Source organism: Intrasporangium zincisolvens, assembly GCF_034724055.1.
In the GTDB taxonomy this organism is placed as follows: Bacteria; Actinomycetota; Actinomycetes; order Actinomycetales; family Dermatophilaceae; genus Monashia; species Monashia zincisolvens.
On sequence record NZ_JAWIIL010000003.1, the window covers coordinates 237,074 to 258,092 of the forward strand.

Consider the following 21,019-nt stretch of genomic DNA (forward strand, 5'->3'; position numbering starts at 1 on the left):
GGTGCCGAGGAGGACGAATGACGCAGGTCGTGGCCATCACGGGAGCAAGCGGAGGTATCGGACGGGCCACCGCCCGCGAGTTCGCGCGGCGTGGGAACGACGTCGCGCTCCTCGCCCGCGGGGAGCGGGGGCTCGAGGCCGCGGCTGCCGAGGTCCGGGCGCAGGGGCGGCGCGCGCTGGTCGTGCCGCTCGACGTGTCCGACCCCGACGCCGTCGAGGCCGCGGTCGAGCGCGTCGAGAGCGAGCTCGGCCCGATCGCGGTGTGGGTCAACGACGCCTTCACCTCGGTCTTCGCGAGGTTCGAGGACATCACCCCGGAGGAGTTCAGGCGCGTCACCGAGGTCAGCTACCTCGGCTACGTCTACGCGACCCGCGCTGTGCTCCGGCGCATGCGGCAGCGGGACGCCGGCACGATCGTCCAGGTCGGGTCGGCCCTGGCCTACCGCGGCATCCCGCTCCAGAGCGCGTACTGCGGCGCCAAGCACGCGATCCAGGGCTTCCACGAGGCACTGAGAGTCGAGCTGCTCCACGAGAAGAGCGGCGTCCACGTGACGATGGTGCAGATGCCGGCGCTCAACACGCCACAGTTCTCGTGGGTGCTGTCCCGCCTGCCCCGGCAGGCCCAGCCGGTGCCCCCGATCTACCAGCCGGAGGTCGCGGCCCGCGCGATCGCGTTCGCCGCCGAGCACCCGAAGCGTCGTGAGTACTGGGTCGGGGCCACGACCACGGCGACGCTGATGGCCAACGCCGTCGTGCCCGGCCTGCTCGACCGCTACCTGGCGAGAACGGGGTTCGACTCACAGCAGACCGACCAGCGACGCCCCGACGACCAGCCGGCCAACCTCTGGGACCCGGCCGACGGCGACGACGGCCGCGACTTCGGGGCCCATGGCGCGTTCGACGGGAAGTCGAAGCCGACGAGCCGCCAGCAGTGGCTCGCGCACCGGTACCCGCAGCTGGCCGGCGCGGCAGGCGTCGCGGTGGCGGGCCTGGCGCTAGCGGTCGTGGGGCGGCGTCGTTGAGCGGCAACGGCAACGGCAACGGCAGCGGCAACGGCAGTGCGCGGGTCGCGGGTGCGGCCGGGACCGCCTGGGGCGCAGTGCTGTTCACCTGTCCCGACGAGGTGTGGCAGCGGGTGACGGGCCGCGGGTGCACCGCCGACGAACAGCTCGTCACCCAGCTGCTGGGCCTCCGTCACCTGGCCCAGGGGATCGCCGAGCTCGTGGCCCCCGGCGTGGTCCGGCGCCCGGCTGCCCTCGTCGACGTCTCCCACGCGCTGTCGATGGTGGGCCTGGCGGCGTGGCGACGCGAGTACGCGCGTCCGGCGCTCGCGTCGGCGGGCGTCGCCCTGGCCGGTGCCGCGCTCTCCCGCGGGGGACGGAGGCGGCGATGAAGCCGTCGCGCCCGTCGGTCACAGCCGACACGAGCCGGTCCACCGGACAGCCCTTCCACGTGCTGCGCGAGTACTCGTTCGTGGCCGATGGCCACCGCGGTGCGCTCATCGGGCCGCGCGGCGACGTCGTGTGGATGTGTGTGCCCCGCTGGGACTCGCCGGCCACGTTCGCGAGCCTCGTCGGCGGACGCGGCGGCTACACCGTGACGCCGGTCGAGCCCTACGTCTGGGGCGGGACCTACGAGCCCGGCAGCCTGGTCTGGCGCAGCCACTGGGTCACCAACGACACGACCGTCGAGTGTCGCGAGGCGCTCGCCGCTCCGGCGGACCCCCACCGGGCCGTGCTCCTGCGCCGCATCGAGATGCCCGACTCCGACGGGGCCCGCGTGGCCGTATCGCTCGACCTGCGCGGCGACTTCGGCAGCACACCGGCCGACGCGCGTCGCGACGACGCGGGCCGCTGGGTGCTCGACTGCGGCGACCTGCGGGCCCGGTGGAGCGGGCTGCCCGAGGCATCGCGGGGCGACGACGGCGTGCTGCGCGCCGAGCTGTACCTCGCTGCCGGGGAGCACCGCGACCTCGTGCTCGAGGTGTCCGACCGCCCCCTCGGCCCTCCGGTCGAGGCGCCCGACGCCTGGCGGGCGACCGAACGCTGGTGGAGCGAGCAGGTGCCGGCCTTCGAGGACGTCGTCGGGAGGCGCGATGCCCGGATGGCCTACGCCGTGCTGCGTGGCCTGACGACGTCGGGCGGTGGCATGGTCGCCGCGCCGACTCTGGGGCTGCCCGAGCGTGCCGAGGCCGGACGCAACTTCGACTACCGCTACGTGTGGCTGCGCGACCAGGCGTACGCCGGCCTCGCGGTCTCGGTCCACGAGCCGTTGCCGCTGCTGCCGGAGCTGGTCGACGTGACGACGGCCCGCATCCTCGAGCACGGCCACGACCTCGCGCCCGCCTACTCGGTGACCGGGGCCCTCCCTCCCGAGGAGTCGACCCTCGACCTACCCGCCTACCCCGGTGGCGCCGATGTCGTCGGCAACTGGGTGCGGGGGCAGTTCCAGCTCGACACCCCGGGCGAGCTGCTCCAGCTGTACGCGTCGGCCGCTCGGCACGACCTGCTCACCGCGGAGGACGCCACGGCCGCGGAGACCCTCGTCGATGTCATCGCCGCACGGTGGACGCAGCCCGACGCCGGCATCTGGGAGCTGGACCCGGACTGGTGGACGCACTCGCGCCTGGCCTGCGTCGGTGGCCTGCGCCGCATCGCGCAGCACGGCCCGGGCGCCCTCTCCGATCGCGCCGACAGCCTCGCCGACGCCGTCCTCGCCGAGACGAGCCGGCGCTGCCTGTCGCCCGGCGGGGCGTGGCTGCGCCGGCCGGGCCGCCCCGAGCTCGACGCGTCGCTGCTGCTTCCGGGTGTCCGCGGTGCCCTCGCACCCACCGACCCCCGCAGCCTGGCGACGATCGCCGCCGTCGAGAAGGACCTCTCCGCGGACGGCTACCTCTATCGCAACCGTCCCGACGACCGCCCGCTCGGCGAGGCCGAGGGCGCGTTCCTGCTGTGCGGCTTCGCGATGTGCCTGGCGCACTGGGGAGCCGGGCACGAGGTCGAGGCGTTCCGCTGGTTCGAGAGGCAGCGTGCGGCGGCCGGGCCGGCGGGCCTGTTCGCCGAGGAGTTCGACGTCGAGCAGCACCAGCTGCGCGGCAACCTGCCGCAGGGATTCGTGCACGCGCTCCTGCTCGAGTGCGCCCAGCGACTCGGCGGCGAGCCGGACCGCGACCCGTGCGGTGAGTCGAGCGGCGACCCGCGACACGCCGGAACTGATGGGAGAACGAGACAGCGATGACGACGACCGACCACTCACCCGCGCCCACCCCCGCGACCACCACGTCGACCGGTCCGGCGCGCCCCGGCACCGCCACGCCGACGCCGGAGGCACGCCTCGTCACCGCCTTGCGCGCCCGCGTGCGGGGCGAGGTGCGACCCGACCTCGGCAGCCGGGGCGCCTACGCGGTGGACTCCTCCAACTACCGGTACGTGCCCACGGTCGTGGTCAACCCCCTCGACCCGGACGACGCCGCCGCGGCCGTGGCCGTCTGCCGTGAGCACGACGCGTCGATCGTGTCGCGCGGTGGCGGTACGAGCCTCGCCGGCCAGACCACCGGGACCGGCGTCGTCATCGACTGGTCACGCCACTGCACGCGTGTGGAGTCCGTCGACGTGGAGCGACGCCGCTGCGTCGTCGAGCCCGGCATCGCCCTCGACGACCTGAACCGGGAGCTCGCCCCGCACGGGCTGATGTACGGGCCCAAGCCCTCGACGCACCGCACGTGCACCCTCGGCGGGATGATCGGCAACAACTCGTGCGGGTCGACGGCGCAGGCCTACGGCAAGGTCGTCGACAACGTCCACCGGCTCGAGGTGCTCACCTACGACGGCGAGCGGATGTGGGTCGGCCCGACGGGCGAGGACGAGTACGTGGAGGTCGTCGAGGCCGGCGGCCGGTGGGCCGAGATCTACCGGGCGCTGCGTGGCCTGCGCGACGACAACCTCGAGCTGCTGCGGACCCGCTACCCGAAGATCCCGCGTCGGGTCTCCGGCTACAACCTCGACTCCCTGCTGCCCGAGGCCCACTTCGACCTCGCCAAGGCGCTCGTCGGCTCCGAGAGCACCCTCGTGACCGTGCTGCGGGCCGAGCTCGCGCTCGTCGAGGTGCCCAGGGCCACCGCAATGGTCGTGCTCGGCTACCCCGACATCGCCGAGGCGGGCGACGCCGTGCCGCAGGTCGTCTCCCACGACCCGTCGATGCTCGAGGGTCTGGACGACGTGCTCATCGACCTCGAGCGCGAGATCGAGGCGGCCGGCGACGCCGTCGACGACCTGCCCAAGGGCCGCGGCTGGCTCGTCGTCCAGTTCTCCGCCGACACCCAGGAGGAGGCGGACGAGCGCGCCAAGGGCCTGCTGCGCGACGTCGAGGGCAACGAGCACCCGCCGACGACACGGTTCTACGACGACTCCGCCCACATCGAGGAGCTCGTCCGGGTGCGCGAGGCAGGCCTCGGCGCCACCGCCCACCCGTCGGCGCGGCACGACACGTGGCCGGGCTGGGAGGACTCCGCCGTCCCGCCGGGGCGGCTCGGCGACTACCTGCGCGACCTGCGCGAACTCTTCGACGAGTTCGGCTACCGCGAGGACGAGACGTCGATCTACGGCCACTTCGGCCAGGGCTGCGTGCACTGCAGCATCCCCTTCGAGCTGCGCACCGCCGACGGGATCGCCCACTACCACGAGTTCACCTCTCGGGCAGCGCACCTCGTCGTCCGGTACGGCGGTTCCCTCTCGGGCGAGCACGGCGACGGGCAGGCCCGCGGCGACCTGCTGCGGATCATGTTCGGCGACGAGGTCGTCGCGCTCTTCGAGCAGGTCAAGGACCTCTTCGACCCGGACGACCGGATGAACCCGGGCAAGGTCGTGCGCCCCAACCCGCGCGACGCCAACCTGCGCCTCGGCACCGAGTACGCGCACCCCGAGCCGCGCACCGAGTTCGGCTTCCCCAACGACGACGGACGCTTCTCGCAGGCGGTGCTGCGCTGCGCCGGGATCGGCAACTGCCGCACCTCCTCGAGCGAGGAGCAGGTGATGTGCCCGTCGTACATGGTGACCCGCGACGAGGTCCACTCGACGCGTGGCCGGTCCCGTCTGCTCTTCGAGATGATGCGCGGCGACGCCATCACCGACGGCTGGCGTTCCGCCGAGGTGCGCGACGCCCTCGACCTGTGCCTCGCGTGCAAGGGCTGCAAGTCGGACTGCCCGGTCGGCGTCGACATGGCCACCTACAAGGTCGAGTTCCTGTCGCACCACTACGAGCACCGGGTGCGACCGGCCGCCCACTACTCGATGGGCTGGCTGCCGTTGACGGCCCGAGCGGCGGCGCGGGCACCCCGTGCGGTCAACCGGCTGACGCAGTCGCGTCTCACCGCCCCGCTGCTCAAGCGGCTCGGCGGGATCGCGCCGGAACGCAGCCTCCCGGTCTTCGCCGAGGAGCCGTTCACGGCGTCGGACGGGGCCCGCTCGCGCGCACGTGCCCGTTCGGGAAGTGCTGCGGCCCAGACGAACCCGGGCGGACCGGGCCGCGTGATCCTCTGGCCCGACACCTTCTCCAACTACTTCCACCCGACGGTGCTGGCCTCCGCGGTCGCCGTGCTCGAGGACGCCGGCTTCACCGTGGTCGTGCCCAGCGAGCCGGTGTGCTGCGGGCTGACGTGGATCTCCACCGGCCAGCTGCGCACGGCCAAGCGCGTCCTGCGGCACACCGTGTCGCTGCTGCGCGACGACCTGCGCGCCGGCACCCCGGTCGTCGGCCTCGAGCCGTCGTGCACGGCGGTGTTCCGGTCCGACGCCCCCGAGCTGCTCACGGGCGACGAGGACGTCCGGCGCCTCGCCCACCAGACGACGACCCTCGCCGAGCTGCTGCGCGACCGGGCGCCCGACTGGCAGCCGCCGCGGCTCGACGTCGACGCGATCGTGCAAACCCACTGCCACCAGCACGCCGTGATGGGGACCAAGCCCGACGACGAGCTGATGAAGGCCGCCGGCATCGACGCCGACCGGCTCGGCTCGGGCTGCTGCGGCCTCGCCGGCAACTTCGGCTTCGAGCGCGGCCACTACGAGGTGTCCGTGGGCGCGGGCGAACGCGTGCTGCTCCCGCGGGTACGGGAGGCGGACGCGTCGACCGTCGTGCTCGCAGACGGCTTCTCCTGCCGCACGCAGGTGGAGCAGCAGACGGGACGCCACGCCGTGCACCTCGCCGAGCTGCTCGCAGGCGGCCTCCGGGACCGCCCGGCACCCACCGACCAGACCGACCAGACCGACCAGCCCCGATCCGAGGAGGACCAGAGATGACGACCACGACTGTCGGAGACCATGTCCTGGAGCGACTGCGCGAATGGGGCGTCGAGCAGGTGTTCGGCTACGCCGGCGACGGCATCAACGGTCTGTTGGCCTCGTGGGAGCGCGCCGAGGACAGGCCGCGCTTCATCCAGGCCCGCCACGAGGAGATGGCCGCCTTCCAAGCCTGCGGCTACGCCAAGCTGAGCGGCCGCGTCGGCGTCTGCACCGCCACGAGCGGGCCGGGCGCGATCCACCTGCTCAACGGCCTCTACGACGCCAAGCTCGACCACGTGCCGGTCGTCGCGATCGTCGGCCAGACGGCCCGGTCGGCGATGGGTGGCAACTACCAGCAGGAGGTCGACCTGCTCAGCCTCTTCAAGGACGTCGCGGGCGAGTACTGCCAGATGGTGACGGTCCCCGAGCAGCTGCCCAACGTCCTCGACCGGGCGATGCGCATCGCCGCCTCCCGGCGCACCGTCACCGCGGTCATCATCCCCAGCGACGTGCAGGAGCTCGAGTACGTACCGCCGCAGCACGCGTTCAAGATGGTGCCCTCGAGCCTCGACCAGACCTTCGCCTTGCCGGTGCCCTCCGACGCCGACCTGCAGCGGGCGGCCGACGTGCTCGACGCCGGGGAGAAGGTCGCCATGCTCGTCGGCCAGGGCGCCCGAGCCGCGGTCGTCGAGGTCACCGAGATGGCCGATGTCCTCGGGGCCGGCGTCGCCAAGGCACTCCTCGGCAAGGACGTCCTGTCCGACGAGCTGCCGTGGGTCACCGGCTCGATCGGGCTGCTCGGCACGCGGCCGTCCTACGAGCTGATGACCGACTGCGACACACTGCTCGTCGTCGGCTCGAATTTCCCGTACACGCAGTTCCTGCCCGGTTTCGAGGGCGGCGAGCCGAAGGTGCGGGCCGTGCAGATCGACGCCGATCCCACCATGGTCGGGCTGCGCTATCCCTTCGAGGTCAACCTCGTCGGCGACGCCGCCCGCACCCTCCGCGCGCTGCTGCCGCTCGTCACCGCGAAGGTCGACCGTTCCTGGCGCGAGACGGTGGAGTCGAACGTCGCTCGCTGGTGGGACGTCATGGCGGCCCGCGGCAAGGTCGAGGCCGACCCGATCAACCCCGAGCACGTCTTCGAGGAGCTGTCACCGCTGCTGCCCGACGACGCGATCATCACCGCCGACTCCGGCTCGGGTACCAACTGGTACGCCCGGCACGTCAAGATGCGCGGCACGATGCGCGGCACCCTTTCGGGCACCCTCGCGACGATGGGCTGCGGCGTGCCGTACGCCATCGGGGCGAAGTTCGCCCACCCCCATCGGCCGGTGCTCGCGACGGTCGGCGACGGCGCCATGCAGATGAACGGCATGGGCGAGCTGGTGACGATCGCCAAGTACTGGAAGGACTGGGCCGACCCGCGGCTCGTCGTCATGGTCCTGCAGAACGGCGACCTCAACCAGGTCACGTGGGAGCTGCGCGCCATGGGCGGCTCACCGCAGTTCCTGCCCTCCCAGCACCTGCCGACCGTCGACTACGCCGGGTTCGCGAGAAGCCTCGGGCTCGAGGGCATCCACGTCTCCGACCCCGGCGAGGTCAGCGCCTCGTGGATGCGGGCGCTCGCCTGCGACCGACCTGCCGTCATCGTCTTCGAGACCGACCCGGCCGTGCCGCCCATCCCGCCGCACGCCACGTGGGACCAGATGAAGAAGGCGGCCGAGTCCGTGCTTCGTGGCGACCCGGACCGCGTCGACGTCGTCAAGGAGGGCATCCGCAGCAAGCTCGCCGAGGTCCTCCCGGGCCGCGGGGACTGAGGCGAGCCGTGTACGAGGCGGACCCGACGACTCCCTCGCGGCTCGCCCACCGCACGCCCCGGGACTCCGGAGCCGGTCGCGGCACGGTCGAGCTGGTGCGGGCCACCGCGTTCACTGTGCCGACCGACGCGCCCGAGGCCGACGGCACCATCGCCTGGGACTCGACGACGTGCGTCGTCGTCGAGGTCGGGTGCGACGGGCTGACCGGCACTGGCTGGACCTACGGCGCCCCGGCCGTCGCGGAGCTCGTCCGTGAGCTGCTCGCGCCGGTCGTCGAGGGCCGTGATGCCCTCGCCGTGGCCGACCTGTGGAGCGACCAGGTGCGGGCGATGCGCAACGTCGGCACCCGAGGGCCCGGCGCGATGGCCGTGTCCGCCCTCGACACGGCGCTGTGGGACCTGCGCGCGCGCCTGCTCGGCGTGCCGCTGCACCAGCTGCTCGGGTCCGATCGCGTCTCCGTACCGGTCTACGGCTCAGGGGGATTCACCACCTACAGCCAGGAGCGCACGGTCGAGCAGCTGACCGGCTGGGCCGCGCTCGGCGCGCACTGGGTCAAGCTCAAGATCGGTGAGTCGTGGGGTACGTGCGTGGACCGCGACCTCGAGCGGACCGCGGCGGTCGTCGGCGCCGTCGGTCGCGGGGTCGAGGTGTTCGTCGACGCGAACGGGGGCTTCTCCGTCGGCCAGGCGGTCCGCGTCGGGCGGCGCCTCGACGAGCTGGGTGTGACGTGGTTCGAGGAGCCGGTGAGCAGCGACGATCCGGCCGGGCTGCGGCACGTTCGGGAGCGCGTCGTCGCCGACGTCGCTGCGGGGGAGTACGCCGACTCGCTCGACGCCGTGCGTGTCCTCTGCGCGTCGGGCGCCGTCGACTGCCTGCAGCTGGACGTCACCCGCATCGGGGGCATCACGGCGCTCTACCGGGCGGCGGCGATCGCGCAGGCACACCACCTCGACGTGTCGGCGCACTGCGCGCCGCACCTCAGCGCGGTCGCCTTCTCGGCCGTCCCGGGGCTTCGCCACCTCGAGTACTTCCACGACCACGTGCGCGTGGAGGAGCTGCTCTTCGACGGCGTCCCGAGGCTCGTGGCCGGGTGCCTGCCGCTCGACGCGGACGCGTCGGGCCACGGCATGCGACTGCGCCCCGATGCGTCCCGCTGGCTCGCGGGGCCTGCCTGAGCCGGCCGCCAGGGTCACCACGGACGACCGTTGGGCACCGAGCGGCCCGACGTACCGCAGCGACACGCCGGCTCGGGCGCCCGGGGCGCGACCAACGGTCGTCGGTCGGCGGGGCGTGCCGGCGGCCCGGGCGCCGAGGCCGTGCCGGCCCGGGCACCGACGCGTCAGGCCGGGTTGAGCGGCCCCGTCGGCGACGGCGGGTCAGCCGGGTCGGCAGACGCGCGGGGGACCGGGGCAGGACCGCCAGCCGGGTCGTCGTCGGACGACTCGGGCTCGAGGTCGGACATCGATGGGGCGTCCGCGGCTGCGGGCCGGACGTCCCGGCCCTCCGCCGAGCGAGTGGAGGGCCGGGACCTCGGGGCCTGCTCGCGGGACGGGCTCACGACGAGGCGCTGTCGCGGCGCCAGTCGCCGTACCGCGCGTCATGGCCGGCGATGGTGTGCGCCCCGGGGCGACGGCCGAGGACGACGCCGAGAGCGACCATGCCGAGGCCGAGGACGAGGTGCAGCCAGTCGTCGGCGCGGTTGAGCGGCACGAAGTTGGCCGCCGACGTCTTCTCGACGAACAGGCCGTACAGCCACAGGACGAGGTAGAGCGCGCCACCGCCGATGAGGTAGACCCGGGAGGCGGTCCAGCGTCGGGCGGCGAGGATCCCGACGACGCCGTAGAGCAGGTGGACGACGTTGTGCAGCACCGACACCTGGAAGACTCCGAGAAGCATGGCGCCCGAGTGGTGCCCGGCCATGCCGAGGTTCGAGTAATCGGCCGTGACGCCGGGGACGAAGCCGGCGATGCCGACGGCGAGGAACGCGAGGCCGACCACGAGCGCGGCGCCCTGGACCGCCGTCCGGCGCTCCGTCATTGACCGGTTGGTCGCGCCGCGAGTCGCAGGTTCTGGACGAGTGGTCATGGTGCTCCTCTCCGCCCGGGGATTCGCGGGCTGCGTGTACGACCCCGTGCCCACCGCCCGAGACTTCAAACCCGGCCGGGCCTTCCGGTTCCGGGTCGCCACGGAGAACGCATCACTGCCTCCGCGGCGGCGCGACCGACAAGGGAGGCCGCGCCCGGCCGCGCCGGCTCGCCTTGTGCCCGAGACGTTTCGGCGCGGCACCGCCGGGTAGTCGAAGCCCAACCGCCGGGGTCAAACGCCGTCGTCCGACCGGCCGACGCGCACCCCTCGACCATTGGAGAGCGGACGATGACGCAACCAACACACAACCCAGGGTTCGGTGAGGTGCCGCAGGAGCGGGAGGGCCCCGGCACGGGGTCGGGCGGCGCACGGGACGCCGGGTCGCCCTACAGCGACACCAGCGAGGTGCGCCTTTCCACGGCCGCCGACGCCGTCCCCTACGACACGACGCCCACGCCCACGCCCGGCGCGTCCGGTCCGTCCAGCACGTCCGGCTCATCGTCGGACGGCGGCCTGACCGACACCGCCAAGGACACGGCCAAGGAGGCGGCCGACCGCGGCCGCGACGTGGCCGGAACAGCGGCCGATGAGGCGAAAGCCATTGGCGCCGAGGCGAAGTCGCAGCTGACGGCCCTCCTCGAGCAGCTGCGGGGCGAGCTCGGCACGCAGGCCTCGGACCAGGGCCAGCGCGCCGCGCGTGGGCTCGGCTCGCTCGGTGACGAGCTGCGCCAGATGGCCGACGCGGCGCCCCAGGACGGTGTCGCCGGTGACCTCGTGCGCCGCATCGAGCAGCAGGTCCGCAGCGCCTCCCAGTGGTTGGAGAACCGTGAGCCCGGCGAGCTTCTGGAGGACGTCCGCAGCGTCGCTCGGCGGCGCCCGGGCGCGTTCCTCGCCGGCGCGGCCCTGCTCGGGCTCCTCGGCGGACGGCTGACGCGAGGCCTCACCGACAGCCCGACCTCGACGTCGGGCGGAGGCGAGGCGACGGGGTCCCCGACCACCGGCACGTACGGCGTCACCGGCGCAACCTACGGCACCACGGGCGGCACCGCCGGCACCACCAACGGCGCCGAGAGCGCCTACGGCAGCACCCGCGGACCGGCCACCGTCGTACCGACCGGCTCGACGCCTGCGACGGTGCCCGACGCCGGGGTCGGAGGCCTCGACACGGGCGAGGGCCTGCGATGAGCACGCCCTTCGACGCGACGACCCCGGCCCGCGCCGAGACCTTCGCCATTCCCACCACGACGAGTGCCGAGACGAAGGCGGAGAGCTCCTCCCTCGGCGAGATCATCGCCGACATCGGCGAGGACCTCTCGACGCTGCTGCGCCAGGAGGTCGAGCTGGCCAAGGCCGAGGTGAAGGAGTCGGCCCAGAAGGCCGGCCGCGGCGCCGGCATGTTCGGCGGTGCCGCCACCGCCGGCTGGTTCGCGCTGCTGTTCCTGTCCCTCGCGGTCTGGGAATGGCTCTCCGGCGCCATCGACAACCGCGGCTGGGCTGCCGTGATCGTCATGGCGGTGTGGGCCGTCGTCGCGGCGGTGCTGGCCGCCGCCGGCCGCAGCTCCTTCCGCAAGATCGACGGCCTGCCCCGCACGGTCGACACGAGCAAGAAGATCCCCGACGCGCTCAAGGGACACGAGGAGACACGATGAGCACCTACGAAACCGGCGCCCAGGGCGCCACGAACGACCCTGACCTCCAGTCGTACTCGCGGGCCGGCGCCAACGAGGCCTCGCGCCCCGAGCCCGGCAGCCCGGACGAGATCCGGCGCGACATCGAGCGGACGCGGGCGGGTCTGAGCCGCGACGTCAACGCGCTCGGTGACGCCGTCACCCCCAGCCACCTGGCGCGACGCGGCGCCGACCGGGCGAAGCAGCGTGCGGTCGGCCTGCGCGAGCGGGTCATGGGATCGGCCTCCCACGCGGCGCACTCCACGTCGAGCTCGACGCACTCGGCAGTGAGCAGCGCCGGAGACGCCGTGGGCGACACGCTGGGCACCGTCGGTGACAAAGCCGGGGACGCCGCGCACGCCGTCAGGCAGCAGGCCACCGGGTCGCCGTTGACAGCGGGCCTCGTCGCCCTCGGCGTCGGCTGGCTCGTCGGCTCCCTCCTGCCGGCCAGCCAGAAGGAGCAGCAGCTGGCCCAGACGGTGCAGGAGAAGGCGCAGCCCGTCGTCGAGGAGGCGAAGTCCACGGCCACGGACGTGGCCAAGGAGTCGGCCGAGCACCTCAAGGAGCCGGCTCGCCAGGCCGCCGAGTCGGTGAAGGACCAGGCTCAGTCCTCGGTCGAGCACGTCAAGGACGAGGGCAAGGACGCGGCGGCATCCGTGCAGGACACCGCACAGTCCGGCGCCTCCGGCTCGTCCCCCGGTTCCTCGGGGGGCATGGGCTGACCCGCGTCGAACACGTCCGGGGCGGGCGACCAGCCGCCCCGGACGTGCTGCTCCCGGCCGGTGGCTGCCCGACCGCGGCGCACCATCCATCGCACGGACAACGGAAGGACCTGACCATGAGGAGCTCGGCCAAGGCGCGTCGCGAGGCGGCGAAGCTGGACGAGGGTGACGTCATCGCGGTGCTCCTGCGCCAGCACGCCCGCGTCCGCGACCTGTTCGACGACGTCGCGAGCGCGGACGGTGGGCACAAGCAGCGGGCGTTCGACGAGCTGCGGGCCCTGCTCGCGGTGCACGAGACCGCCGAGGAGATGGTGCTGCGGCCGATCTCCGAGCGCCTGGCCGGCAGGGCCGTCGTCGATGCCCGCAACGCCGAGGAGGCCCGGGCCAACGAGGTGCTCGCCGCCCTCGAGGACCTCGACGTGGCCTCGCCCGACTTCGACGAACAGCTCGAGCAGTTCCGACAGGCCGTCGTCGCGCATGCCGAGGCCGAGGAGAGCGAGGAGTTCCCGGCCGTGCTCGAGGGGTGCGACGACACCGAGCGGCTCCAGCTCGGCCGGGCGCTGCAGGCGGCAGAGGCGGTCGCCCCGACGCACCCGCACCCGTCCACCGCGGGCTCGACGGTCAAGCAGTGGGCTGTCGGGCCCGCGGCCTCCCTCGTGGACCGCACCCGCGACGCCATCCGCTCCGCGCTGGGCTAGGCCGGCAACGCCCTGAACCCGTCCCGGGCCGTTCGTGACCCGCCTCCGCGGGTAGAACCCAGATGACCACGGGTGCACGACGACACGGAGGGCAGAGCATGATCCCGAACGAGGCGCCGCTCGTCCCGAGGACGAGGCGGAGCGGCCCCAGCGTCCACCGGAGTCCGGCCGTGGCCGGGCCCGGCCTCGGAAGAGTCGTGGCCGCGGGCCTGGCGCCGGCCGTCCTGCTCCTCGCCGCGTGCTCGGGCCAGGGCGGCGCCGAGCGCGAGAACGCCGTGGACGCCGCCCTGCGCTTCAGTGCCGCGGTCAGCGACCACGCGACGGTCGCGTGCGGGCTGCTCGCGCCCGCGACGCGTCAGCAGGTCGAGGACCAGGACGGACCCTGTGCCACCGCACTTCCCGACCAGAACCTCCCGAAGGCGTCGGGCCCGGGCACGGCGGAGGTGTACGGCAAGGACGCCATCGTCCGGTTGCGCGGCGACACCCTCTTCCTCGCCCGCTTCGATGACGGCTGGCACGTCACCGCCGCCGGTTGCCTCTTCACCGGTCAGGACAAGCCGTACACCTGCACCGTGAAGGGAGCCTGACTGTGCGCACCGTCTTCGTCGGCCTGCTGCTCTTCGTGGCGGCAGGCCTCGCCTACTGCATCAGCGTCGGGGTGATGAGCCGGTGAGGCGCTTCGGACGCGAGAGCTCGCTGACGCTCGTCTTCTTCGGGTTGCTCCTCGCCGCCCTGGTCGGGCAGGCCTTGACCGGCCAAGCGTTTTACAACGAGTCCGCCACCGCCGCAAGCCTGCCCACCCTGAGCATCGGCGAGTACGTCACGTCGTCGCAGTTCACCGTCGACGTGGCCGAGAACTGGCAGTCGGAGTACATGCAGTTCCTCCTGTTCATCCTGCTCACCGTGTGGCTCGTGCAGAGGGGGTCGCCGGAGTCCAAACCCCTCGACCGCGTCGGCCGCGAGAGCGACGTCGACCAGAAGGTCGGCCGCTACGCCACCGACGAGTCCCCGTCGTGGGCGAAGGCCGGTGGCTGGCGCACGGCTCTCTACTCCCGCTCCCTGGGACTGGTCATGGGCCTCATCTTCCTGCTGTCGTGGCTGGCCCAGCTCATCGCCGGTCGCAGCGCGTACGACGCCGACCAGCTGCAGAACCTCCAGGAGCCGCTCAGCCTCGGCGAGTACCTGGGGGCGCCGGACTTCTGGAACCGGACCTTCCAGAACTGGCAGTCCGAGCTGCTCGCCGTCGCCAGCATGGTGGTCCTGAGCATCTACCTGCGCGAGCGCGGGTCGCCCGAGTCCAAACCCGTGGGCGAGTCGCACGAGTCGACAGGGGTCGAGAACTGAGGCGCCGAGGCGTCGAGTGCGCGCCGGGTCTTCGACGCGCGCGGGGGTACGTTGATCGACGGCCGCGCCCGCCCCGTCGAACACCCCAGGGCCAGGCGCCGCCCCGACCGCTGCGAAATTCGCAGGGTGCCTCCGGTGACGTGGTGCCCTGCGGTGCGGGACGATGTGCAGGTGAGCACCTCGGCTGACGCGTCGGCCAGCGAGTTTGCGCGGGTGGCGCGTGACCTCGCGGAGACCCACGGGGTGCTCCCGACGGTGGAGGCGGTCGTGCACCGAGCCGTCGAGGTCGTACCCTGCGACTGGGCCGCGGTCGCCGTCACCGACCATCTGACGTGGCGACCGGCGCGGCTATCGGCGTCGAACGACCCCGCGCTGGCCGACGTCATCGCGAAGATCGCTGGTGGGTGCGGGGCGAGCCCGGGGATCGCGGCCTTCGAGTCGGGCGACGCGGTCGTCGTGCACGACCTCGCCGAGGACGGACGCTTCCCCGAGTACGCCGCGCAGATGCTCACCCGCACCGGGGTGCGGTCGGTGGTCTCGCACGGACTGCGGCTCGCGGGCGCGACCGTCGGCGTCATGACGTGCTACGCCCGGTGCCCCGAGCTGTTCGACGCGGCCGCTGTCGAACGGGCCCACCTGCTCGCGCAGCACGCAGTCATCGCCATCGAGGCGTCCCTCGCCGACGACCGCGCCGACAACCTCGAGGCCGCGCTCGCGCGCAGTCGTACGATCGGGGCCGCCGTCGGCATCCTCGTCGAGCGCTACCGGCTCACCGCCGACGGTGCGTTCGCGGTGCTGGCCCGCCTGAGCCAGAACCACAACCGCAAGGTCGCCGACGTCGCGGCCGAGCTGCTCGAGACTGGCACCGTCCCCGGGCTCGAACCGCTCGTCGGCTGACGGGGGCCCATCCCCGGTGAGGGGAGGGTGACGCACGTCGCGGGCGTCGACCGCTCCGGGCGGTCCCGCGTGGGTAGGGGCAGGGCGACAACGGGTCAGCGACCCACCACTCTGCCGCACGCCGACGGCCCCGCCTGCGAGGAGGACGGCCATGCCCACCCAGGACCGCATCGAGGACGTGTGGGGCGAGCGAACGCCGTACGCCCGGGGAACCCGGTGGCCCGAGCGCGTCGACACGCATCTCGCTGACGGGGTCCACGAGGACGACGTGGAGCGCTGGGTGCGCACGGCATCGACGCTGCACTCCAACGGCGACGCCTTCGACCTCGGCGTGCGCGACGGGAGCATCGTCGGCGTGCGTGGCCGGCCGGAGGACCGCGTCAACCACGGCCGACTCGGTCCCAAGGACCTCTTCGGCTGGCAGGCGATCGGCTCACCGGACCGGCTGACCCGCCCCCTGGTGCGTCGGGACGGACGGCTCGTCGAGTGCTCGTGGGACGAGGCGATGGAGCTGCTCGTCGGGCGGACGAAGCAGCTGCTCGACGAGCAGGGCCCGAGCGCCATCGGCTTCTACACGACCGGCCAGCTGTTCCTCGAGGAGTACTACACGCTGGCGCTCGTCGCCCACGGCGGCATCCGCACCAACCATGTCGACGGCAACACCCGCCTGTGCACCGCGACGTCGGCGGAGGCGCTCAAGGAGTCGTTCGGATCGGACGGCCAGCCCGGCTCCTACACCGACGTCGACCACGCCGACACCATCGCCCTGTTCGGGCACAACGTCGCCGAGACGCAGACGGTGCTGTGGATGCGGATCCTCGACCGGCTCGCGGGCGTGAACCCTCCGGCGCTCCTGTGCGTCGACCCGCGGCCGACGCCGGTGGCGAAGGCGGCCACCCTGCACCTCGCCCCGCGCCCCGGCACCAACGTCGCCCTCATGAACGCGCTGCTGCACGAGATGATCTCCCGCGGGCACGTCGACGACGCGTGGGTCGCGGCGAACACCGTCGGCTACGACGAGCTCGAGAAGACCGTCGGCCGGTACTCACCCGACGTCGTCAGCACGATCTGCGGCGTGCCGGCGGCCGACATCCGGGCTGCGGCGCGACTGCTCGGCGAGTCGAACGCGCTGCTGTCGACCGTGCTGCAGGGGTTCTACCAGTCGCACCAGGCCACGGCGGCCGCGGTGCAGGTCAACAACGTGCACCTGCTGCGAGGCATGATCGGGCGGCCCGGCTGCGGCATCCTCCAGATGAACGGCCAGCCCACCGCCCAGAACACCCGTGAGTGCGGCGCCGACGGTGACATGGCCGGGTTCCGCAACTGGAGCAACCCCGACCATGTCGCCGACCTGGCCCGGGTCTGGAACGTCGAGCCGAAGCAGATCCCGCACGCCACGCCGCCGACCCACGCCATGCAGATCATGCGCTACGTCGAGGACGGGTCGATCCGGATGCTGTGGGTGTCGGGCACCAACCCGGCGGTGTCGATGCCCGAGCTCGCACGCATCAGGTCGGTGCTCGCGCAGGACCGGCTGTTCCTCGTCGTCCAGGACATCTTCCTCAGCGAGACCGCGCAGCTGGCCGACCTGGTGCTGCCGGCCGCGACAGCGGGGGAGAAGACCGGCACCTTCACCAATGCCGACCGCACCGTGCACCTCTCCGAGAAGGCCGTTGAGCCGCCGGGTGAGGCTCGGCCGGACCTCGACATCTTCGTCGACTTCGCGACACGAATGGGCTTGCAGGACAAGGACGGCGAGCCGCTCGTCAAGTGGCAGACGCCGGAGCAGGCCTTCGATGCCTGGCGCGAGTGCAGCCGTGGCCGCCCGTGCGACTACAGCGGTCTCAGCTACGAGAAGCTGCGGGCCGGGGGCATCCAGTGGCCCTGCACGGACGACGCGCCCGACGGCACCGAGCGGCTCTACACCGACGGCATCTCCTGGGCCTCGCCCGAGCTGTGCGAGTCGTACGGGCGCGACCTCGAGACCGGGGCGCCGTTCGAGGCCACCGACTACCAGGCGATGAACCCGCACGGGCGCGCCGTCATCCGTGCCGCCGAGTACCGCGCGCCCCACGAGATGCCCGACGAGCAGCACCCGCTCCAGCTCATCACCGGCCGCACCGTCTACCACTTCCACACCCGCACGAGGACCGGCCGCGCGCCGGAGCTGCAGGCCGCCGCCCCGGAGGTGTGGGTGGAGGTCTCGACCGCCGACGCGGCGGCGTACGGCCTCGTCGAGGGTGACGTCGCCGAGATCGCGACGCCGCGTGGCGAGGTGCGGGCTCGCGTCCGCGTCTGCGACATCCGCCGTGGCGTCGTCTTCCTGCCGTTCCACTACGGCTACTGGGACACCGCGGGCGGCCACGCGCCCCAGGAGCACGGGCGCGCGGCCAACGAGCTGACGCTCACGGCCTGGGACCCCGTCTCCAAGCAACCGATCTTCAAGACGGCCGCGTGCGCGCTGCGCAAGGTGGCCGACGCGGCCGGGGTCGCGTCACCGGCCCCCGCCCTGCGCACGACAGCGGCCCACCTCACCGGGGGCGCCACAGGGGGCGCCACCGAAGGCGCCACCGAAGGCGCCACCGAAGGCGCCACCGAAGGCGCCACCGAGGAAGGAGCGGTCCGATGAGGATCGGGATCGTGCTGGCCGACCTGCACCACGACGAGAACGAGCTGGCGAGGGCGTTGCTGCGCCTGTCCGACGAGCATCGGGCCGACCACGAGGTGCACTACGTCGCGCGCGACCTGGCCGAGTGGTCGAGCGGTCACGTGCGCGAGATCGCCCGGATCGCAAGCCAGTTCGACCAACAGCTCGACCCTGTCCCGGACGAGTCGCCGACTCTCGTCGAGCACGCGCGGATGTGGATGTCCGAGCGCGCCGGGCGGTCCGACGCCACGGAGCTCGTCATGGTGCGGGCCCTGCGCGACGTGTACCTGCGCGCCTCGAGCGTGCTCGCCGACTGGGAGATGGTCGGGCAGGCCGCCCAGGCCATCGTCCACGACGAGCTCATGGACCTCGCCGCCCGGTGTGGCGGACAGGCCAAGCGGCAGGCGCACTGGGCCAACGCCAAGATCAAGGAGTCCTCGACCCAGGCGCTGGTCGTATGAGCAGCCCGGCCACCGACGGTGGCCGGGCGAGTGCTCGGCCGGGGCGGCGGACGTTTTCCGCCGGCCGCCACCGGGTAGTGGCGCTTCATACCCGTTGGCCTTCGACAGGAGGGAACACCGTGACGAGCCCCGACGCCGTCGTCATCGGCAGCGGCCCGAACGGCCTCGTGGCCGCCAACCTCCTCGCCGACGCCGGGTGGTCGGTCGTCGTCCTCGAGGAGCAGGACACCCCCGGCGGCGCTGTGCGCAGCGACGACGCGGTCCTGGCCGGCTACGTGCACGACACCTTCAGCTCGTTCTACCCCCTCGCGCTCGGTTCACCGACGATCCGCGACCTGCACCTCGAGGAGCACGGCCTGACGTGGGTGCACGCCCCGTCGGTCGTCGGGCACTCCTTCCCGGACGGTCGCTGGGCGGTGCTCCACCGGGACCGCGACGAGACCGCCGCGGGCCTCGAGGCCGACGCGCCGGGCGACGGCGAGGCCTGGCTGCGGCTGTGCAGCACGTGGGACCGCATCGGCGAGGACCTCGTGCGCTCGTTGCTGACGCCGTTCCCACCCGTGCGCGGCGGCCTCGGGCTCGGGGCCAAGGCCCTGCGCCACGGCGGCTTCGAGCTGCTGCGCCAGCTCGTCATGCCGGCCCGGGCGCTCACCGAGCAGCTGTTCCACGGCGACGCCGCGCGCCTGCTCGTCGCGGGCAACGCCACGCACGCCGACATCGGCATGGAGTCGCCGGGGTCGGCCGCGATGGGCCTGCTCCTCGTGCTCCTCGGCCAGACGGTGGGCTTCCCGGTGCCGGCGGGGGGCGCCGGGCAGCTGTCCGCGGCCATGGTCCGCCGGCTGGAGTCGCGGGGTGGCACCGTCTGTCTCGGCGAGCGCGCCGAGCGCATCCGCGTCGAGGGCGGGCGCGCCGTCGCCGTGCGGACCGCCTCGCGCGAGGTCGTCGCGCGCCGCGCCGTCGTCGCCGACGTGTCGGCGCCCGCGCTCTACGGCGGCCTCGTGCCCTGGGAGAACCTGCCCGGCAGGCTGCGCCACCGCATGGCCGGCTTCACGTGGGACCCCTCCACCGTCAAGGTCGACTGGGCCCTCGACGGCCCGGTGCCCTGGCTCGGCGCGCCCGAGACCGCGCCGGGCACCGTCCACGTCGCCGACTCCCTCGACGAGATCACGCTGACCGGGGCGCAGATCAGCGCCGGGCTCGTGCCCGACCGACCGTTCCTCCTCGTCGGCCAGATGGCGACGACCGACCCCTGCCGCGCTCCCGCCGGCGGGGAGTCACTGTGGGCGTACACCCATGTGCCGCAGCGGGTTCGGGCTGACGCGGCGGCGGAGGGGTCCGGCGTCCCCACCGTCCGGGGGACGTGGGACGCTGCCGACCTCGACGCGTTCGCCGACCGCGTCGAGTCACGCATGGAGGAGCGCGCGCCGGGGTTCCGCGAACGCATCCGCGCCCGACGCGTCCTCGGACCCCACGACCTCGAGTCCCGCGACCGCAACCTCGCCGGGGGCGCCCTCAACGGCGGCACCGCCTCGCTGCACCAGCAGCTCGTCTTCCGCCCCGTCGCCGGCTCGGGGCGCGCAGAGACCCCTGTCGCGGGTCTGTTCCTCGGATCCGCGTCTGCGCACCCCGGCGGCGGTGTCCACGGGGCCTGTGGTTCCAACGCCGCCCGGGCCGCGCTCTGGCACGACCGCATCCGGCGACCCGTCCGATCCCTCCGGAGGCAACCATGAGTACGACCACCCGCACCATCGACCGCCCGCCGGACGCCGTCTTCGACGTGCTCTCGCACGGGTGGAACTACAGCCAGTGGGTCGTCGGCGCGTCCCGCATCCGCGACGTCACCGAGTCGTGGCCCGAGGTGGGCTCGGAGATCCACCACTCGGTCGGTGCCTGGCCGCTGCTCATCGACGACGTCACCACCGTCCGGCGCTGCGAGCGACCGAACCTGCTCGAGCTGACGGTCCGGGCCTGGCCCACGGGGGAGGGCATCGTCCGGATCACCTGCGAGCCGGACGGCGACGGCACACTCGTCACGATGGAGGAGGACGCGACGCGCGGCATCGCCTCCTTCGTGCCCAAGCCCGTCCGCGACATCGCGCTCGACCTGCGCAACCGGGAGGCCCTGGACCGCCTTGCCCTGCTCGTCGAGAAGGCCAGGCAGAGCCCCTACGCCCGCTGACGTCGGTCCGCCGGACGCCTCCCGCCGTAACCGGCCGTCCTTCACCCCGGGTGGGTTCATCCGGCCGGCGCGGGGTAGTGGACCGCCGAGCGACCGAAAGGGACACCATGCGGTTCGACCAGACCATCGACCTCCTGCGGCGCGGCTACGTCTTCACCGCGTGGGCGCGGCGTCGAGGGGCCGCCATCGGCCAGCGGCACGCCCGCTACGGGACGGGGGTGCGC

General features: G+C 73.2%; 18 protein-coding genes. 17 read left to right on the forward strand and 1 reads right to left on the reverse strand.

What is annotated here, in order from left to right:
- Window positions 1-17: 17 nt before the first annotated feature.
- The 6 genes from RY076_RS09615 to RY076_RS09640 are packed head-to-tail and all read left to right on the forward strand — an operon-like array spanning window position 18 to window position 9,270.
- Window positions 18-1,022 carry an SDR family oxidoreductase gene (locus RY076_RS09615; protein ID WP_323097437.1) on the forward strand — a complete coding sequence of 335 codons (1,005 nt, stop codon included), beginning with the start codon at window positions 18-20 and terminating at the stop codon, window positions 1,020-1,022.
- Window positions 1,019-1,393, forward strand: a complete 375-nt coding sequence (locus RY076_RS09620; RefSeq protein ID WP_323097438.1) for a hypothetical protein — start codon at window positions 1,019-1,021, stop codon at window positions 1,391-1,393. The genes RY076_RS09615 and RY076_RS09620 overlap by 4 nt, the downstream gene beginning before the upstream one ends.
- Complete coding sequence (locus RY076_RS09625) at window positions 1,390-3,237, forward strand: glycoside hydrolase family 15 protein (RefSeq protein WP_323097439.1); 1,848 nt, start codon at window positions 1,390-1,392, stop codon at window positions 3,235-3,237. The genes RY076_RS09620 and RY076_RS09625 overlap by 4 nt, the downstream gene beginning before the upstream one ends.
- The gene (locus RY076_RS09630; protein WP_323097440.1) at window positions 3,234-6,293 is read left to right on the forward strand and encodes an FAD-binding and (Fe-S)-binding domain-containing protein; all 3,060 of its coding nucleotides are present in this window, start codon (window positions 3,234-3,236) and stop codon (window positions 6,291-6,293) included. The genes RY076_RS09625 and RY076_RS09630 overlap by 4 nt, the downstream gene beginning before the upstream one ends.
- Entirely contained in the window at window positions 6,290-8,095 is a 1,806-nt protein-coding gene (locus RY076_RS09635) for a thiamine pyrophosphate-requiring protein (RefSeq protein WP_323097441.1), read from the forward strand. The genes RY076_RS09630 and RY076_RS09635 overlap by 4 nt, the downstream gene beginning before the upstream one ends.
- 8 nt (window positions 8,096-8,103) lie before the next feature.
- Window positions 8,104-9,270: an enolase C-terminal domain-like protein gene (locus RY076_RS09640; RefSeq protein WP_323097442.1), complete on the forward strand. Its 1,167-nt coding sequence runs from the start codon at window positions 8,104-8,106 to the stop codon at window positions 9,268-9,270.
- A 379-nt stretch (window positions 9,271-9,649) separates the two neighbouring features.
- On the opposite strand, the gene RY076_RS09645 is transcribed toward RY076_RS09640, so the two are convergent.
- Window positions 9,650-10,132, reverse strand: a complete 483-nt coding sequence (locus RY076_RS09645; protein WP_323097443.1) for a DUF4383 domain-containing protein — start codon at window positions 10,130-10,132, stop codon at window positions 9,650-9,652.
- A gap of 336 nt (window positions 10,133-10,468) precedes the next feature.
- On the opposite strand from RY076_RS09645, the gene RY076_RS09650 reads away from it, so the two are divergent.
- From RY076_RS09650 to RY076_RS09700, 11 genes are all read left to right on the forward strand, one after another.
- Window positions 10,469-11,365 carry a hypothetical protein gene (locus RY076_RS09650; RefSeq protein ID WP_323097444.1) on the forward strand — a complete coding sequence of 299 codons (897 nt, stop codon included), beginning with the start codon at window positions 10,469-10,471 and terminating at the stop codon, window positions 11,363-11,365.
- On the forward strand, window positions 11,362-11,829 hold the full coding sequence (locus RY076_RS09655; protein ID WP_323097445.1) for a phage holin family protein: 468 nt from the start codon (window positions 11,362-11,364) through the stop codon (window positions 11,827-11,829). Before RY076_RS09650 ends, RY076_RS09655 begins: the two co-directional genes overlap by 4 nt.
- Window positions 11,826-12,569, forward strand: coding sequence for a DUF3618 domain-containing protein (locus RY076_RS09660; RefSeq protein ID WP_323097446.1), 744 nt, complete (start codon window positions 11,826-11,828; stop codon window positions 12,567-12,569). The genes RY076_RS09655 and RY076_RS09660 overlap by 4 nt, the downstream gene beginning before the upstream one ends.
- A 116-nt stretch (window positions 12,570-12,685) precedes the next feature.
- The gene (locus tag RY076_RS09665; protein ID WP_323097447.1) at window positions 12,686-13,267 is read left to right on the forward strand and encodes a hemerythrin domain-containing protein; all 582 of its coding nucleotides are present in this window, start codon (window positions 12,686-12,688) and stop codon (window positions 13,265-13,267) included.
- A 197-nt stretch (window positions 13,268-13,464) separates the two neighbouring features.
- The gene (locus tag RY076_RS09670) at window positions 13,465-13,854 is read left to right on the forward strand and encodes a hypothetical protein (protein ID WP_323097448.1); all 390 of its coding nucleotides are present in this window, start codon (window positions 13,465-13,467) and stop codon (window positions 13,852-13,854) included.
- 82 nt (window positions 13,855-13,936) lie between these two features.
- On the forward strand, window positions 13,937-14,611 hold the full coding sequence (locus RY076_RS09675) for a DUF6766 family protein (protein WP_323097449.1): 675 nt from the start codon (window positions 13,937-13,939) through the stop codon (window positions 14,609-14,611).
- A gap of 171 nt (window positions 14,612-14,782) precedes the next feature.
- Window positions 14,783-15,508: a GAF and ANTAR domain-containing protein gene (locus RY076_RS09680; protein ID WP_323097450.1), complete on the forward strand. Its 726-nt coding sequence runs from the start codon at window positions 14,783-14,785 to the stop codon at window positions 15,506-15,508.
- 151 nt (window positions 15,509-15,659) lie between these two features.
- Window positions 15,660-18,137, forward strand: a complete 2,478-nt coding sequence (locus tag RY076_RS09685) for a molybdopterin oxidoreductase family protein (protein ID WP_323097451.1) — start codon at window positions 15,660-15,662, stop codon at window positions 18,135-18,137.
- The gene (locus RY076_RS09690; RefSeq protein ID WP_323097452.1) at window positions 18,134-18,616 is read left to right on the forward strand and encodes a hypothetical protein; all 483 of its coding nucleotides are present in this window, start codon (window positions 18,134-18,136) and stop codon (window positions 18,614-18,616) included. Before RY076_RS09685 ends, RY076_RS09690 begins: the two co-directional genes overlap by 4 nt.
- A 119-nt stretch (window positions 18,617-18,735) precedes the next feature.
- Window positions 18,736-20,346 carry a phytoene desaturase family protein gene (locus tag RY076_RS09695; RefSeq protein WP_323097453.1) on the forward strand — a complete coding sequence of 537 codons (1,611 nt, stop codon included), beginning with the start codon at window positions 18,736-18,738 and terminating at the stop codon, window positions 20,344-20,346.
- Window positions 20,343-20,795, forward strand: coding sequence for an SRPBCC family protein (locus tag RY076_RS09700; RefSeq protein ID WP_323097454.1), 453 nt, complete (start codon window positions 20,343-20,345; stop codon window positions 20,793-20,795). The genes RY076_RS09695 and RY076_RS09700 overlap by 4 nt, the downstream gene beginning before the upstream one ends.
- The last annotated feature ends 224 nt before the right edge of the window (window positions 20,796-21,019 follow it).

What these genes read in the sequence shown, in the direction of transcription:
- RY076_RS09615 (WP_323097437.1), top strand. Translation starts at nt 18, where the DNA reads ATGACGCAGGTCGTGGCCATCACGGGAGCAAGCGGAGGTATCGGACGG.
- RY076_RS09625 (WP_323097439.1), top strand. Translation starts at nt 1,390, where the DNA reads ATGAAGCCGTCGCGCCCGTCGGTCACAGCCGACACGAGCCGGTCCACC.
- RY076_RS09630 (WP_323097440.1), top strand. Translation starts at nt 3,234, where the DNA reads ATGACGACGACCGACCACTCACCCGCGCCCACCCCCGCGACCACCACG.
- RY076_RS09635 (WP_323097441.1), top strand. Translation starts at nt 6,290, where the DNA reads ATGACGACCACGACTGTCGGAGACCATGTCCTGGAGCGACTGCGCGAA.
- RY076_RS09645 (WP_323097443.1), bottom strand. Translation starts at nt 10,132, where the DNA reads ATGACGGAGCGCCGGACGGCGGTCCAGGGCGCCGCGCTCGTGGTCGGC.
- RY076_RS09650 (WP_323097444.1), top strand. Translation starts at nt 10,469, where the DNA reads ATGACGCAACCAACACACAACCCAGGGTTCGGTGAGGTGCCGCAGGAG.
- RY076_RS09655 (WP_323097445.1), top strand. Translation starts at nt 11,362, where the DNA reads ATGAGCACGCCCTTCGACGCGACGACCCCGGCCCGCGCCGAGACCTTC.
- RY076_RS09660 (WP_323097446.1), top strand. Translation starts at nt 11,826, where the DNA reads ATGAGCACCTACGAAACCGGCGCCCAGGGCGCCACGAACGACCCTGAC.
- RY076_RS09665 (WP_323097447.1), top strand. Translation starts at nt 12,686, where the DNA reads ATGAGGAGCTCGGCCAAGGCGCGTCGCGAGGCGGCGAAGCTGGACGAG.
- RY076_RS09685 (WP_323097451.1), top strand. Translation starts at nt 15,660, where the DNA reads ATGCCCACCCAGGACCGCATCGAGGACGTGTGGGGCGAGCGAACGCCG.
- RY076_RS09690 (WP_323097452.1), top strand. Translation starts at nt 18,134, where the DNA reads ATGAGGATCGGGATCGTGCTGGCCGACCTGCACCACGACGAGAACGAG.
- RY076_RS09700 (WP_323097454.1), top strand. Translation starts at nt 20,343, where the DNA reads ATGAGTACGACCACCCGCACCATCGACCGCCCGCCGGACGCCGTCTTC.